The organism is Planococcus sp. VCh962 (assembly GCF_057748275.1).
In genome coordinates, this window is record NZ_JBYLHS010000014.1 from 34,004 (window position 1) to 48,347 (window position 14,344).

General features: G+C 42.6%; 15 protein-coding genes and 1 riboswitch. Of the genes, 7 read left to right on the forward strand and 8 right to left on the reverse strand.

Annotated features, from left to right (window positions below; genetic code table 11):
- The first annotated feature begins 51 nt into the window (after positions 1-51).
- From AC3AQ9_RS19865 to AC3AQ9_RS19880, 4 genes are all read left to right on the forward strand, one after another.
- On the forward strand, positions 52-1,284 hold the full coding sequence (locus AC3AQ9_RS19865; RefSeq protein WP_488309206.1) for an aminopeptidase: 1,233 nt from the start codon (positions 52-54) through the stop codon (positions 1,282-1,284).
- Positions 1,285-1,369: 85 nt separating this feature from the next.
- On the forward strand, positions 1,370-1,510 hold the full coding sequence (locus tag AC3AQ9_RS19870) for a hypothetical protein (RefSeq protein ID WP_488309207.1): 141 nt from the start codon (positions 1,370-1,372) through the stop codon (positions 1,508-1,510).
- Positions 1,511-1,753: 243 nt separating this feature from the next.
- Positions 1,754-2,761 carry a rod-share determining protein MreBH gene (gene mreBH, locus AC3AQ9_RS19875; protein ID WP_488309208.1) on the forward strand — a complete coding sequence of 336 codons (1,008 nt, stop codon included), beginning with the start codon at positions 1,754-1,756 and terminating at the stop codon, positions 2,759-2,761.
- Between the two features lie 90 nt (positions 2,762-2,851).
- Positions 2,852-3,418, forward strand: coding sequence for a beta-class carbonic anhydrase (locus AC3AQ9_RS19880; protein ID WP_488309209.1), 567 nt, complete (start codon positions 2,852-2,854; stop codon positions 3,416-3,418).
- Positions 3,419-3,511: 93 nt separating this feature from the next.
- On the opposite strand, the gene AC3AQ9_RS19885 is transcribed toward AC3AQ9_RS19880, so the two are convergent.
- The 3 genes from AC3AQ9_RS19885 to AC3AQ9_RS19895 all read right to left on the reverse strand — a co-directional run bounded on the left by AC3AQ9_RS19885 (position 3,512) and on the right by AC3AQ9_RS19895 (position 6,421).
- Complete coding sequence (locus AC3AQ9_RS19885; RefSeq protein ID WP_488309210.1) at positions 3,512-3,985, reverse strand: DinB family protein; 474 nt, start codon at positions 3,983-3,985, stop codon at positions 3,512-3,514.
- A gap of 83 nt (positions 3,986-4,068) precedes the next feature.
- Complete coding sequence (locus AC3AQ9_RS19890) at positions 4,069-4,617, reverse strand: GNAT family N-acetyltransferase (protein WP_488309211.1); 549 nt, start codon at positions 4,615-4,617, stop codon at positions 4,069-4,071.
- Between the two features lie 4 nt (positions 4,618-4,621).
- Positions 4,622-6,421 (reverse strand): M3 family oligoendopeptidase, encoded by a 1,800-nt coding sequence (locus AC3AQ9_RS19895; RefSeq protein ID WP_488309212.1) that lies wholly within the window; start codon positions 6,419-6,421, stop codon positions 4,622-4,624.
- A gap of 217 nt (positions 6,422-6,638) precedes the next feature.
- Here AC3AQ9_RS19895 and AC3AQ9_RS19900 point away from each other — a divergent pair, with 217 nt between their 5' ends.
- Positions 6,639-7,358, forward strand: coding sequence for a TspO-related membrane protein (locus AC3AQ9_RS19900; protein WP_488309213.1), 720 nt, complete (start codon positions 6,639-6,641; stop codon positions 7,356-7,358).
- A 14-nt stretch (positions 7,359-7,372) separates the two neighbouring features.
- Here AC3AQ9_RS19900 and map read toward each other — a convergent pair whose 3' ends face one another.
- The gene (gene map / locus AC3AQ9_RS19905; protein WP_488309214.1) at positions 7,373-8,122 is read right to left on the reverse strand and encodes a type I methionyl aminopeptidase; all 750 of its coding nucleotides are present in this window, start codon (positions 8,120-8,122) and stop codon (positions 7,373-7,375) included.
- Between the two features lie 188 nt (positions 8,123-8,310).
- Positions 8,311-8,886 (reverse strand): energy-coupled thiamine transporter ThiT, encoded by a 576-nt coding sequence (gene thiT / locus AC3AQ9_RS19910; protein WP_488309215.1) that lies wholly within the window; start codon positions 8,884-8,886, stop codon positions 8,311-8,313.
- Between the two features lie 96 nt (positions 8,887-8,982).
- Positions 8,983-9,082: riboswitch (TPP riboswitch) on the reverse strand.
- 142 nt (positions 9,083-9,224) lie between these two features.
- Here thiT and AC3AQ9_RS19915 point away from each other — a divergent pair.
- Both AC3AQ9_RS19915 and yxzF read left to right on the forward strand, forming a co-directional pair.
- A complete protein-coding gene (locus AC3AQ9_RS19915; RefSeq protein ID WP_488309216.1) occupies positions 9,225-10,295 on the forward strand; it encodes a M20 family metallopeptidase in 1,071 nt (356 codons plus the stop codon).
- 69 nt (positions 10,296-10,364) lie between these two features.
- Positions 10,365-10,499, forward strand: a complete 135-nt coding sequence (yxzF, locus tag AC3AQ9_RS19920) for a small protein YxzF (RefSeq protein ID WP_488309217.1) — start codon at positions 10,365-10,367, stop codon at positions 10,497-10,499.
- A gap of 130 nt (positions 10,500-10,629) precedes the next feature.
- On the opposite strand, the gene AC3AQ9_RS19925 is transcribed toward yxzF, so the two are convergent.
- The 3 genes from AC3AQ9_RS19925 to AC3AQ9_RS19935 are packed head-to-tail and all read right to left on the reverse strand — an operon-like array spanning position 10,630 to position 13,937.
- Positions 10,630-11,538, reverse strand: coding sequence for an SGNH/GDSL hydrolase family protein (locus AC3AQ9_RS19925; RefSeq protein WP_488309218.1), 909 nt, complete (start codon positions 11,536-11,538; stop codon positions 10,630-10,632).
- A gap of 12 nt (positions 11,539-11,550) precedes the next feature.
- The gene (locus AC3AQ9_RS19930) at positions 11,551-12,780 is read right to left on the reverse strand and encodes an aminopeptidase (RefSeq protein ID WP_488309219.1); all 1,230 of its coding nucleotides are present in this window, start codon (positions 12,778-12,780) and stop codon (positions 11,551-11,553) included.
- Complete coding sequence (locus AC3AQ9_RS19935) at positions 12,777-13,937, reverse strand: DEAD/DEAH box helicase (RefSeq protein WP_488309220.1); 1,161 nt, start codon at positions 13,935-13,937, stop codon at positions 12,777-12,779. The genes AC3AQ9_RS19930 and AC3AQ9_RS19935 overlap by 4 nt, the downstream gene beginning before the upstream one ends.
- Between the last annotated feature and the right edge of the window lie 407 nt (positions 13,938-14,344).

Here is a 14,344-nt window from a genome sequence, read left to right on the forward strand (position 1 = left end):
ATAGGCTGACTGAAAATTGCTACTATATTAATGATGAGAGGAGAGATTTATTTGACAACATTTGAAGAAAAATTAGCACGCTATGCCGATTTAGCTGTAAGCGTGGGTGTCAATATTCAGCCTGGGCAACCGCTTTATATCAACGCGACTCTTGATGCTGCACCTTTAGTACGATTAATTGCAAAAAAAGCTTATGAAGCGGGAGCAAAACAAGTCCATGTGGATTGGGGCGACGATGAAATAACCCGTTATCGCTTTGAATTAGCTCCAGAAGATTCATTTTCTGAGTTTCCAATATGGAAAGTACAAGAACGTGAATTGCTCGCAGACCAAGGGGCTGCCTTTATCAGCATCATGTCCCAAAGCCCGGATCTTTTAAAAGGCATCGATTCTAAACGCATTGCCGCTTTCCAAAAAGCGACCGGTACTGCTTTAAGCAAATATCGCCAGTATGTCCAATCAGACAAAATCAGCTGGACTGTCCTGGCTTCGCCTTCCAAAGCGTGGGCTGCAAAAGTATTCCCAGATCTTCCGGAAGAACAGCAAGTAGATGCTTTATGGGATGCGATTTTTAAAGCAGTGCGCGCGGATTTGGACAATCCCGTTCAAGAATGGCTTGACCATGATGAAAAGCTACATACTAAAGTAGACTATTTAAACGATAAAAAATACACAAAGCTTCATTACACAGCACCAAATACCGATTTGGAAGTTGCTCTTCCAAAGGGCCATTTATGGTGCGGTGCAGGCTCAGTGAATGAAAAAGGACATACCTTCATGGCAAATATGCCGACTGAAGAAGTGTTTACTGTACCTGACAAAACAGGTGTCAACGGCTTTGTATCCAGTACAAAACCTTTGAGTTACGGCGGCAATATCATCGACGGATTTAAAATCACTTTTGAAAACGGAAAAATTATCGATGCGACCGCTGCCCAAGGTGAAGAGGTGTTGAAAGAACTGATAGCATCTGATGAAGGCTCTCATTATTTGGGAGAAGTGGCGCTAGTGCCGCATCAGTCACCTATTTCTGCTTCGAACATTTTATTTTATAATACCCTGTTCGATGAAAACGCTTCAAATCATTTTGCCATTGGCAGTGCTTATGCCTTCTGCATTGAAGGCGGCAAAACAATGTCGAAAGAAGAATTAGCGGCGCGCGGTTTAAACCAAAGCATCACACATGTGGACTTTATGGTCGGTTCAGATGAAATGGATATTGACGGCATTTTAGAAGATGGAACAAGAGAGCCGATTTTCAGAGCTGGAAACTGGGCTTTTTAAGTATCATTAATTCGACACTTAATTTCTGTGCTGTTATCATGTATAATTAAAGTTGATGATTACAGATAGGAGAGGAGTTTTCATTATGTTAGAAGGCATTACGATTGTTCTTGGATTTATGGTTGTCATTTTCTTGTTCTTCTTTACTTTGCTGCATTACTTGGGCAAAGAACTTCACGTACACGATGCGGAGCATGTGGATCCATTACCAAAAAAGAGATATTGAGAAAAAACCGTCCTTTATTTTAGAGGGCGGTTTTTTAATATCTTCATATGACTAATTCATTACAATTTTAATTCATTTAGTTTACACGGCGATTACATACTGTAACTTTAGAACCTCTTTTTTGTAATTTTTACATACAATAGACCTTTCTAATGTATCATTTTCTTCTTACGTTCTTTTTACATTGTTTTTTACATGGTAAAATGCAAAATGGTAGTCGTTTATAATAGGAGGAGTTTAGGCATGTTTTCTTCAACAGATATTGGAATTGATCTAGGAACAGCAAATATTTTAGTATACACAAAATCAAAAGGCATTATATTAAATGAACCTTCAGTTGTTGCATTAGATACAAAAACAGGAAAAGTGATTGCAATTGGCGAAGACGCCAAGGCAATGATTGGCAAAACACCAAGTTCAATTCGGATTGTACGCCCTTTAAAAGAAGGCGTTATCGCGGATTTTGACGTTACCACTGAATTACTGAAATTGGTTATGCAAAAAGCTGCAAAACAATTGGGCGGCTCTTTACGTAAACCGAATGTAATGATTTGCACTCCTTGTGGAGCCACATCTGTTGAACGTCGCGCCATTCTTGACGCTGCTAAGCAAAGCGGAGCGAAAAGCGTTCACTTGATTGAGGAACCTGTTGCGGCTGCAATTGGAGCAGACCTTCCTGTCAGTGAACCGATTGCCAGTGTCATTGTAGATATCGGCGGCGGAACGACTGAAGTCGGCATCATCTCATTTGGTGGAGTTGTTTCAGCAAACACGGTAAAAGTTGCCGGTGACCGGATGGATGAAGACATCATCCAATATGTCCGCAAACATTATAATGTATTGATTGGTGAACCTACTGCAGAAAATATCAAAAAAGAAATCGGCTATGCACTGATTCCGCATAAGGCAGAAACAATGGAAATTAGAGGCCGTGATATCATGACGGGATTGCCGAAAATCGTTAATTTAACATCTACTGAAATCCAGGAAACATTAAAAGAATCTTTGCTTGCCATTTTGGAATGCATACGCGCTACACTCGAAAATTGCCCAGCGGAACTGTCAGGCGATATTGTAGACCAAGGAGTTGTTATTTCCGGAGGCGGTGCTTTGCTTAAAGGAATGCAGCAATGGCTGTCTGAAGAAATTTCAGTACCTGTCCATATTGCACCACAGCCGCTTGAATCAGTTGCGGTCGGTACAGGGAAGTCGCTCGTCATGCTCAATAAATTGGATAAAATCGCACGATAATCAAAACAGCCCGGAGCATATTGCCTCCGAGCTGTTTTTTTCCGTGTAAAAGTATTATGATAAGAATAGATTTCTGAAGGAGGAACCGCCATGACCAGATTAGAAGAAATTTTAAAGTACAATGAGTCGTTTGTAGAAAACAAAGAATACGAACAGTACATTACGACGAAATTCCCTGACAAAAAAATTGTCATTCTTACTTGTATGGATACCCGGCTTCTTGAAATGCTGCCGAAAGCGATGAATCTGAAAAATGGCGATGCGAAAATTGTAAAAAGCGCAGGCGCTGTTATCACCAATCCTTTTGGAGGAGTCATGCGCAGCTTGTTCGTCGCTGTTTACGAGCTGAATGCAGATGAAATTTACATAATTGGACATCATGACTGCGGAATGGCCGCCATCAAACCTGCCTCTATATTAGAAAAAATGAAGGCCCGCGGAATTGAAGAAAAAACGATTGAACAAATGAAATACTCTGGAGTGGACCTGGAAAATTGGCTACGCGGATTCGACGATGTTACTGAAAGCGTCCGTCACAGTGTAAATATGGTCAAGAACCATCCGCTTATGGATAGCACCGTACCCGTCCACGGACTTGTGATCGATCCTAAAACCGGGAAACTTGATATTGTCGTTGATGGAATTGAAAACCGCTGAGAAATTTCTCAGCGGTTTTTTTATCATTCAGAGTGAACTGGCTGGTGCAAAATCACGGAAGTACCGTTGTTTTGCTGAACCATTTGGCAGTTCCTATTTATTAAAATAAAGATAATCCAGTGCAATTCCTTCCTTGCCAAATTGGCGCAGAAAAGACGTCACCTGTCCCCTATGATAGGAGCCGTGATTGATAACAGTAAACAACATTTCTTCACGTGTATTCTCGAACTCATCACCGCGTATCGACTTGAATCTTAATTTTTCCTGCCATTGTTCTTCTGTCAGCGATGACATGTACAGCTCCATCTCAGCATGTAACAGCATAAATGCTTCTATCGCTTTTTCTGTTGTCGATACATCAAAATATTCAAATCTAGGGCTCTCCGATCCGATCATCCGTAACAGCCATAATTTTTCAACGCCAATGACATGCTCCATTGTTTTTTCAATCGAAGAAAAAGAGTTGCGCCCTTCTCTTTGGTAAAGCTCTTCACCAAAAGTCCCGACATGGCGAAGGGATTCAAGAGTAGCCCATTGATGATAGGAAAATAGCCGATTTCTATCCATATTGATCTTTCCTCTCCTTGCTTCTATTCAAAAAACCATCTGGAAACTGATTTCCACCATTTTTTATAGGTGGCCTTGCCCTTTCAAAATTCATCTTCCAATAATGCATATTGGAAATGGTCTTCCCACTCTCCATTAATATACAGAAATTCTCGCAACAGCCCTTCTTTCTGAAACTTGGACTTTTCCAATACGCGGATTGATCCAAGATTTCTTGGGGACACATAGGCTTCGATCCGATGGAGGTGAAGTTGTTCAAATCCAAAAGCAACCACCAGCTGGACCGCTTCTGTAGCAATCCCTCTGCCGATACATGCTTCATCAATAGAATAGCCAACCAGCGCGCTGAGGAAAGGAAGGCGTTTAATGCCATATATTGAAATATGGCCAATCATTTTGTTGGATTTATGCTCAAATATCCCGAAACTATATTCGCGGTTTTCTCTTGCTTGATAAATTGATTCTCTTATCTTTTCCCGCTGAACCATAGCAGTAAAATAACTGTCTTGATGACGCGGTTCATAGACGGCCCAGTATTCCCGATTGCGCATTAATAGTTGTACCATTTCTTCCGCATCATCAACCGTTAGGTTCCGAATGTAACATGTATGTCCTTCAAAAGTTAAATTCATAGCATCATTCCACAGAAGAAACTAACGCATTAAAGTCTTCGGCATCTTTTACGCATAAAGCAATTCCTTTTTCCCAGAACGCTTCCTGTGTAATGTCTTCGTCCAAATGCTTCAGCGCTAAATCTTCAGCTGTCATAATCGCTGTGTCACGCAATAATGCCGTGTATTTTTCTTCAAAACCGCTGCCTTCTTCTAAAGCTTTTGCATAAATACTGAGCGAGAACAAATAACCGAAAGTGTAAGGGAAATTATAAAAAGGTACATCTGTAATGTAAAAATGAAGTTTGGACGCCCAGAAATGTGGATGGGTTGATTTTAATCCTCCTCCAAACCCTTCTTTTTGAGCCTCTTCCATCAGTTCATTCAACCTCGATGCTGATACGACTCCTTTTTTTCGTTCTTCATAAAAGCGGGTTTCAAACAAGAAACGTGCATGAATATTCATGAAGAAAGCTACACTTCGCTGTAATTTGTCTTCAAGCAATGCGATTTTTTCTTCCTTTGCTTGTGCATTTTTAACTGCCGCATCCGCAACAATCATTTCTGCAAATGTAGAAGCAGTTTCAGCTACATTCATGGCATATGAACGGTTTAATGGGTGTACAGGCCGCAACGCATACGTATGGAAAGCGTGGCCCAGCTCATGCGCTAATGTTGCCACATTTGACATTGTCCCGCTGTAAGTCATGAAAATACGTGATTCTTCTGTCATTGGAAGACCGGTGCAAAAACCGCCTGGGCGTTTGTTCGGCCGGTCTTCGGCCTCAATCCAGCCGCTTTCAAAAGCTTTTACAGCAAACTGCTGAAGTTCTGGGCCGAATTCCCCAAAATGCTCTAAGATAAATTCTGCACCTTCCTGATAGGCGAACTGCTGAGTGCTTTCAGTTACAGGTGCATCCACATCAAACCAGTCCAACCCGTCTTTCCCAAGAATCTCGGCTTTTTTGTTCAAGTAGCTGACAAAAGGCTGCTTATGTTTGCTGATAGCGCCCCACATGGCATCCAAAGTTTCCTGTTTCATGCGATTAAGATGAAGCGGCTCTTGGAGAAAGCTGTTCCATCCGCGCTTTTTATATACTTCCAAACGGAAGCCCGCAATTGAGTTTAATGTCTTTGCAAAAAACTCCTCTTTTTCAGTCCAAGCTTCTTCCAGTTTTTCATATGACTGTTGGCGGATAGCTGAGTCAGGATGAGAACTTAAATTATTGGCTTGGCCTACAGAAAGAACTTTTTCTTCATCGCCAATGACCATTTTTATTTTAATATCCCCGACGAGCATATCATAAAGCTGGTTCCAGCCATGGTAGCCATCCGTACTAAGTGCGGTGATGATATTTTCTTCTTTTTCAGATAGCAGCATATTTGCTTCTGTTCGCCATTCATTTAGCACGAAGCTGAACTCCTTCAAGGTTTCGGTTGCAAGAAGTCCATTCCATACGCTGTCTTCTGTTTCCGTTAATTGCTGCTGGATTTTTTGAAGTGAAGTTTGAAATTCAGCATTCAACACAGCTGCTTCGCTCTGCAAAATAGCCGCTTTTTTATCTTCTGTATTTTGAGCCATTAAACAGCCGATAAATGACCCTGCTTGATTTAAATGCTGCATCACTTTTTTAACTTGTTCCAGCATGTCTGCAATTCGTGAAGCATCTTCTTGAGAAGCGGGAACTCCAAAACCCTGGGACAGTTTTTCAAATTCCTTTAATTCAGATCTCGTATTGTCCATATGTACCCGCAATTCAGCTGAATTGCTTCCCCCTGGGAAAAGCACATCTAAATCCCATACTTCCGGAAATTTCACCGTCATTGTTTTACCCCCTGGTAAACTAAATTTTCTAAAAACACTTATTAGTATATCATTTTTATTCGGCAGGCGGAACAAATGAGCGGGCACCCCCTATCCAATATTTTTCGAAAAAGTGTCCGACATTTCACAAATTCCCTTTTATTTCAATTTTCTTGGAAATTGCAGTTTGTTGTACTAAACCAGGACAGGTATACTTAAAGAAGAGGAGGGATTTCTTATGTTTCGGATACTGCTGATGACTATTGCTTTTATAGCTGTCATCGTTGTCAATGCTATGGCAAATATTCTACCGCTCAATGGCCAGACAACCGGGGAAATTTCTAATCGCGTTCCTGTACTGTTTACGCCTGCTGGATATGTATTTTCGATTTGGTCACTTATCTACATACTGCTTGCTATCTGGATTATCGGTTTTTGGGTGCGCCTGAAAAAAGGACAAGTTCCCTCAACTAAAATAGCCCTATTTTTTATCTTAAGTGCACTCTTTAATATCATCTGGCTGTTTCTCTGGCATTATGAATTCTTCGGGTTGTCAATTATTGCAATGCTCGGGTACCTGCTGTCTTTAGTCGGACTTTACCTTCAATATGGCAACGAAGAAAGAAGCATTATGGAACGTTTTCCAATTTCGATTAATCTAGGGTGGATCAGTATCGCCACCATTGCCAATATCAGTTTTGTACTCACCTACTATAACTGGGGTGGCTGGGGGCTGAGCGATCAGCTCTGGGCTGTCATCATGCTGACAATCGCCACAGCGCTGGCCCTTCATATCCGGTTCCATTATTCCGATGTTCCGTATGCATTGGTGTTCATCTGGGCATTTATCGGGATTGCAGTAAAACATGGAACCGATGAATTGCTGCTTACCACGGCTTCCCTGTTTTTATGCGGTGTGATTTTAACTGGAATTTTATTGATAAAAAAAAGACCCTAAGGGTCTTTTTTTTATCAATCTATTTTTGTCAGTAAAATCGGCTCGCCTTTTGTAACAAGCACAGTATGCTCAATTTGGGCGACGAGAGACTGATCAGGTGTGATGAACGTCCAGCCGTCTCCGGATTCCACAATATGCTCAGACTTCTGGGAAATGAACGGTTCTACAGCCAGGACCATTCCTTCTTTCAAAATGGTGGTTTCCCAGGCATCATAATAATTCAAAATATGCTGAGGAGCTTCATGCAATGATTTTCCAATGCCGTGGCCCGTCAGATTCTTGATAACGAATAAGCCTTGTTGTTTAGCTTCGCGTTCAACCGCTTTACCGATTTGGTTCAATTTTGCACCAGCTTTGACTTTTGTCATGGCACGGTCAAATGCAGAGGCAGCCACTTCACATAGTTTTTCTTTTTCAGGATGTCCATCCCCTACTACAAAAGAAATGCCCGTATCTGAAAAATAGCCTTCATAAGATCCTGATACATCAATATTGACCATATCGCCTTCATTGATAACCCGTTTCCCCGGCATGCCATGAGCGACTTCCTCATTTACACTGATGCAAGTATATCCTGGGAAATCGTATTCGGATTTCGGCCCTGAGACCCCGCCCAGTTCTTCAAACATTCGGCCGCCCAGTTCATCAAGTTCTTTTGTCGTGATGCCCGGCTTAGTCGCGGCTCTCATAGCATCTCGAATTTCAGCGACCATTCGGCCGGCTTTTTTTAACATCTCAATATCTTTTTCTGTATTGGCAATCATTAAATACCCTTCTTTCAACTTGTCTATGAAAAATTATACCACAAGAAAAGAGGACTATCATAACGATAATCCTCTTACAGTATAGTGAATTGCTTCGACGGCTTTTCTATGGAATACCTAAGGTTACCAATTCTCTTCAGGCAGACGCTGTTCAGCAGAATATCGAAAATAAAATATGATTTATCACCTTATGCTTTTATATCTACTAGTTTAGGGGCAGCTGCAAAAAGGGCAGAGCATACAAAAGCCGCTAGCAGAAATACCGGAATCATGTATGTTGCATTATAAACTGCTGAATAGACAAAAACATTGCCTTCTGCAAACATCCCAAAGAACAGGATGCCGGTAATAACATGGATAATATAACGCAGCAACGAGCCAATGAAGAGCCCCGTCACTACAGCGGTAATCATACCGACTGTGCGATGTTCCCGGCTCGCTTGCAAATATCTTTCGCGCATTATTCCAGCAAGGCCGACAACGCCATATGCAAGGAGATAATCAAAGACTACTTGCATCACTACAAATCCGAACGAAAGTGGAGTAACTGAAATAACTCCAGTGACGATTTGCAGTAAGCCTACAAGCAGCCCTGTTAAGATACCTGCCAGGACGCCTCTTCTAAATGCTATCAAGACGATGGGAATCATCACAAAGCTGACTGAGCCACCCTGTGGCATCTTAAACGCCACAAAATCCAGAACATAACCGAGCGCTCCGAAAATCGCTATTTCCACCATCAATAAAACTCGTAAATTTCTCATGACTTCCTCCTTATGTGTTATGCACATCACCAGAAGGGCCGCAGAAAAAAACCATATAAAAGCGGCGCCAGGATAGATCCTGGCGCCGCGTTAAGGGCAGGTTTCCATCCACATCCCTGCGCAAGTGTTAACTTACAGGTTCGAAGGGTAAGAACAAAATGTTCACTCTCAGCAATAAGCTCCCCTTGTGGTGTATACATTATTTCGCTAACACTTGTATTGTACACAAATACCGCCCTTAAAGCAATATCGTTTCAAGCTCTATCGTTAGGGTATACTTTTAATAGCTATAAAATTGGAAAGGTGGTGCAGGCAACTGAGCATGAGTTGCCAAATAGATGATTGAACTGCTTAAGAATTTGATTAAAATCGAAAGTGATACGAAACAAGGAGCGAATGACGCCCTTCTTTTTTGTGCCGACTGGCTGAAAAAAAATGGACAAGACGTCAAAATCCATAACAATGACGGTTATTCCATGTTGACAGCCGTCAAAGGCCAAGGAACTGAAACAATTGTTTGGAACGGACATGTCGATGTGGTGCCTGGACATGCCGATCAATTTGTTCCTATGGAGGAAAGCGACCGAATTTATGGCCGTGGAGCGGCCGATATGAAAGCCGGAGTTGCTGCTATGATGCAGGCTTTTGTGGAGTTAGATGAAAGCAAACTCAATCAGATTGTCCAATTACATATCGTCACCGATGAGGAGATTGGCGGTCGCAATACGTCAAAGTGGCTAGTGGACCAAGGCTATCATGGGGATTTTGTTATTTGTGGTGAACCTACTGGCTTAAAAGTCGGGCTGCAATCTAAAGGAATATTACGCATGGATCTGACTTTTAAAGGCAAACCCGCTCATGGAAGCCGGCCTTGGGAAGGCGTCAACGCTATTGAATCTGCTATGAAATTTCATATGGCTATGGCAGAATTGCCTTTCCGAAAAGAATCCACGGAGTATTACGGACAGCCTTCTGTTAATCTTCCGATCATCAATGCCGGTGACCGCTATAATGTGGTTCCGGAAATTTGCCATATGTCATATGATATCCGTTTCATGCCAGGACAGGACAAACAAGAAATTATCCGGCAAATGGCGGAACTCGCCGATACCTTAAAGCTTGACATGGAATACAAGGCCAGCGGCTCAACGCCGGCTTTAACAACGTCTAAAGAGAACCCTTATATACAGACCCTGCAAAAAGCCATCAAACAAACAACCGGGAAAGAACCGGTATTGTTCGGCCAGCACGGAGCTGCCGATACCCGCTATTATGCTGCCGTTAATGGTGGTGAAGGGGCTATCGAGTTCGGGCCATCCGGTGATGACTGGCATGGCAATGCGGAATATGTCTTCATTTCAAGTGTCCACGAGTATAAAGATATTCTTATTTCATTAGCCTATTCTTAATGACTAGGTTTATAAAAACAAAAACTAGGGAATCTAGTTTATACCTCACTTATGATAGGAGAGATTGATATGGGAATAGGTCGTATTGTAAAAACCGCCATCAAAATAGCACCCGTTGCTTACCCGATTATCCGTAAAGTAATGCAAAAAAGTAAAAAAACCGGAAATACCAGCCAATACAAGACTCCACAAGCCAAACGTTAAAGATAAGAAAACCGCTCCGGATTTCCGGAGCGGTTTTTATTATTCTGATGTGTATTTTGCATAAATGTCCAGTCGATGGATTTACAAATCCTAAATGTCGACGAACTTCCCGCTTGAGTGATGACTTTCTTCACACGTAAGGCACCACTTGACGCAATGCTAAGTATTCGGTTTCCATTTTCTCAGAAGGGCGTGCCGAGGTAACGCCATCAATCGCTGTGCTTTTCTCTTCTCCGTCCTGTCCCTGCAACTGGAGCATTTCTTCGAATGTTTTAGGGTCAGCCGCCGGCAATTCGCCATCTTCTACTTTCCAGCCTTTTTGGTATTGCTCCAAAAAAGCGTTCGCCATCGATTGATAGCCTTTGATGTTTGGATGAACATCGGCCGGATTTGGAATTTTGTCAATTGCATTATCTCCAAATGATTGATTTACAGACACAAACTGCGCTCCTGCTTTTTCTGCTGTTTGCTTCAGTATAGCGTTGAGTTGGTCAAGCTGTTTTCCCGTACCTTCCTTTTGCGTATCCCAGACATGCGGATAAGCGAAATAATAGCCCATTACATACACGTCCGCATGCGGAGCTGTCTTTTTCAGCTCTGCGAAAATGGCTTCAAGATTAATCCGTGCTTTGTTTAAAGCAAAGTCTACCTGGATTTGCTGAAATGCCAAAGTGCCTTCTGCTGGATTCGATCGAACTAATGGCAAAAGATCATTCGCACCTGCAGATAAAGTGATAATATTGGCTGAAGCCAGTGCTTCCTTAGCTTCCGGTGACTGTATCCTTTTCAGCACATCTGCTGTGGTGAACCCTGGAAAGGCCAGGTTTTTTGTATAGAAAGCGACCGGTTGATGGCGCGCCAATTCTTGCGCAATCAAATCTGAATAGCCTGCATCAATTTGAGAATTTGGTGTTTGCCCTGCTGCTAAAGAATCGCCAAGTGCGATATAAACCGCAGGAATTCTCACTTCCGCTTGCACCGACATCGATCCACTGATCAATAAGGCAATAGCCAACATTGCTGTCCAAAATTTCTTCAAATTGCTCACCTCTTAGAATGCCCAGTTTCCATTGCGGAAAATCGGCTCTTTTGTCCCGTCTTCCCGAATGCCGTCAATATTCATTTCTGCACTTCCGATCATAAAATCTTCATGGACAATGGAAGTATTCAAGCCGATCGACTCCAATTGCGTCCGTTCCAAATCACGGGCACCTTCACAGCAAGTCGGATATGAATCTCCGATTGCCAGGTGGTTAGAAGCATTTTCATCAAATAGTGTATTGAAAAACAAAATATTGGCATCTGATATTGGCGATTGATGAGGCACTAAAGCAACTTCACCTAAATAAGCCGCTCCCTCGTCAGCAGCGATCATTTCATCAAGTAATTCCTGTCCAGCTTCTGCTTGTGCTTTGACAATTTTCCCTTTTTCGAATGTCAAAGTGAACCCATCAATGATATTGCCTTGATAGACAAGGGGCTTGGTATTGCGTACAACGCCTTCTACACCATATTTCAAAGGAACTGTATAAACTTCCTCGGTCGGCATATTAGCGATAAACGGATTTCCTTGCGGAGTTTTTGAAGCGCCGGACATCCAAATATGCTTTTCAGGAAGGGTAATTGTCAAATCGGTTCCGGGAGCTGTGTAATGCAGCTTCGCAAATCTTCTATCATTTAATAAACCTGCACGCTTTTCCAGCATCTCTATGTGCTGTTTCCATTGTTCCACCGCATCGCCTTCTCCAATGCGCACTGTTTTAAAAATAGCTTCCCAGAGTGCTTCCATCTGCTGATCGCCTTCAAGCTCCGGGAAAACTTTTTGTGCCCATTTCTCAGAAGGAATCGCCACGATTGACCAAGCTACTTTGTCAGAGCCTACCGCTTGGCGATAACGCTCCAAAGCTTTGCCTGAAGCTTTTTGGAAGTCAGACAAGCGTTTTGCCGGGATACCCGTCAATAAATCCGGATCTTCTGCGTCAATCCATAAAAACGATCCACCCGTATTGATCACTTCGTCACGCTGTACCACTGACCATTCCGGGTATTCAGTAAAAGCATCATCCGGTGCCATTTCAAAATGGATTCTTGTTTGAACAGGATCTGTGTAATTTACATAAACACGTTTCGCTCCTGCTTCATATGCTTTTCTTACCACGAGCCGGGTAAATTCAATCGTATCAACCGTCGTATTGATCATAATCGTTTGGTTTTTTTGAACGTTCAATCCCACATAAACTGTAAGGTCAGCATACTGCTCCAACTTTTCTTGGAAAGTCATCGTTTGTTCCCCTTTTCGGACATTGTTTTACTGTTTCCTTCAATCAACTGTCCACCATGAAGAATTTTCTGAACCGGTTTTGAAGGCAATTCTTTGGTGAATTTTTTATAATGGCGCTCGTCTTGGTAAGCTAAGAGCGTCAAAACTTCGCCATCTGCCCCTGCTCGCCCTGTCCGGCCGGAACGGTGCAAGTACTGATCGACTGTTTGCGGAACATCCACGTGGATTACATGCGTCACTGCATCAATATCCAAGCCGCGTGCTGCCACTTCTGTCGCAATCAATATGGAAACTTCCCCTCTGCGGAATGACTCAAGCGCTTTTTTACGCTCTTCTTTTTTCATTTCCGAATGCAGTGTAACAATTTTCGCATCCCGGAATTTCAATTTATTTTCTTTCATCAATAGCTGGTCAAGATTATTGACGAACGCCAATGCTTTCACGCCATCAATATGCGAAATTTTGCGAAGCATATCAGTCTTGTCACGCTCATCCACTTTGATAAACGAATGTGTCACTTTTCCGAGCATCGGCATATCCTCTGCTGTTACTCGGATGCGCGTTGGATGCTGCATCAAACGTTCTGCTACTAGCTCTACTTCTTCTGTTATGGTTGCAGATACGAGTACCAATTGACGATCATGCTGTGTTTTTTCAATCAAATCTTTCATGATATTGCGGTGCTCACGGGCCATTAACTGATCGCCTTCATCTAAAACCAGCATGCGTATTTCGTGCATCTTGAGTTTTTTGCTTTTGATCAATTCGTTTAAGCGCCCTGGCGTCCCCACAACGATCGTCGGTTTTTTCTTTAACTTCTCCAGTTGGCGCTGCACATTGGCTCCGCCAATCAACTGGGCGACTGTTACATCGGTGCCTTCTGTCCATTCACGCAGCACATTGACAATCTGCATGGATAACTCTTGCGATGGGGCGACAATCATCGCTTGGATTGCCGGTTTTGCCGTATTCACACGCTGTAAAATCGGCAATAAATAAGCTAGCGTTTTTCCAGAACCCGTTGGAGATTCAGCAACGATGTCATTGCCAGCGAGCATTTCCGGAATCATTTGTTCTTGAATAGGCATAGCAGTTTCAAATCCCGCCTTATTCCATTTTTCTTGCCAAATCGGATTTAATTCTTCTATAAAGTTCATGTCTTATTCCACCTTCTTTTCGATGCTAATAGTGTACCATATTTGACGTTTCACCGCTTTTTTTAAAGAAAAGCGCAAGCGTCCGTGTTAGATTCGACGGGCATAAGACAGACCAGTGAAGTGGCGCTTTTGCCACATAGCCGAGTTGGCCTATGTCCCGAAGAGCTGGGTACTGAACTAGGCACCGGATTGGCTTATAACCATATAAAAAAGCTGACCCATTATTGGGTCAGCTTTAGCTTTCAGACTGTAAACAAAGTGTGCTTGAAATGAATAAGACGGTTTAACCCCAACCAGTCCGGCCACTTCGCTTTCCGTGGGCACGGCTTCAGCCCATAGCTGTCAACTTAAGAAAAAAGTGTAACCCCTCTCGAAAGATGGTATGGATGACTATCCATGAACGAGAG

Bases quoted from the DNA above. Each gene is read 5' to 3' on its own strand.
- AC3AQ9_RS19930 (WP_488309219.1), bottom strand. From the start codon at position 12,780: ATGACTTTCCAAGAAAAGTTGGAGCAGTATGCTGACCTTACAGTTTAT.
- AC3AQ9_RS19900 (WP_488309213.1), top strand. From the start codon at position 6,639: ATGTTTCGGATACTGCTGATGACTATTGCTTTTATAGCTGTCATCGTT.
- AC3AQ9_RS19885 (WP_488309210.1), bottom strand. From the start codon at position 3,985: ATGGATAGAAATCGGCTATTTTCCTATCATCAATGGGCTACTCTTGAA.
- AC3AQ9_RS19870 (WP_488309207.1), top strand. From the start codon at position 1,370: ATGTTAGAAGGCATTACGATTGTTCTTGGATTTATGGTTGTCATTTTC.
- yxzF (WP_488309217.1), top strand. From the start codon at position 10,365: ATGGGAATAGGTCGTATTGTAAAAACCGCCATCAAAATAGCACCCGTT.
- AC3AQ9_RS19880 (WP_488309209.1), top strand. From the start codon at position 2,852: ATGACCAGATTAGAAGAAATTTTAAAGTACAATGAGTCGTTTGTAGAA.
- map (WP_488309214.1), bottom strand. From the start codon at position 8,122: ATGATTGCCAATACAGAAAAAGATATTGAGATGTTAAAAAAAGCCGGC.
- AC3AQ9_RS19890 (WP_488309211.1), bottom strand. From the start codon at position 4,617: ATGAATTTAACTTTTGAAGGACATACATGTTACATTCGGAACCTAACG.
- AC3AQ9_RS19935 (WP_488309220.1), bottom strand. From the start codon at position 13,937: ATGAACTTTATAGAAGAATTAAATCCGATTTGGCAAGAAAAATGGAAT.
- AC3AQ9_RS19895 (WP_488309212.1), bottom strand. From the start codon at position 6,421: ATGACGGTGAAATTTCCGGAAGTATGGGATTTAGATGTGCTTTTCCCA.
- mreBH (WP_488309208.1), top strand. From the start codon at position 1,754: ATGTTTTCTTCAACAGATATTGGAATTGATCTAGGAACAGCAAATATT.
- thiT (WP_488309215.1), bottom strand. From the start codon at position 8,886: ATGAGAAATTTACGAGTTTTATTGATGGTGGAAATAGCGATTTTCGGA.
- AC3AQ9_RS19915 (WP_488309216.1), top strand. From the start codon at position 9,225: ATGATTGAACTGCTTAAGAATTTGATTAAAATCGAAAGTGATACGAAA.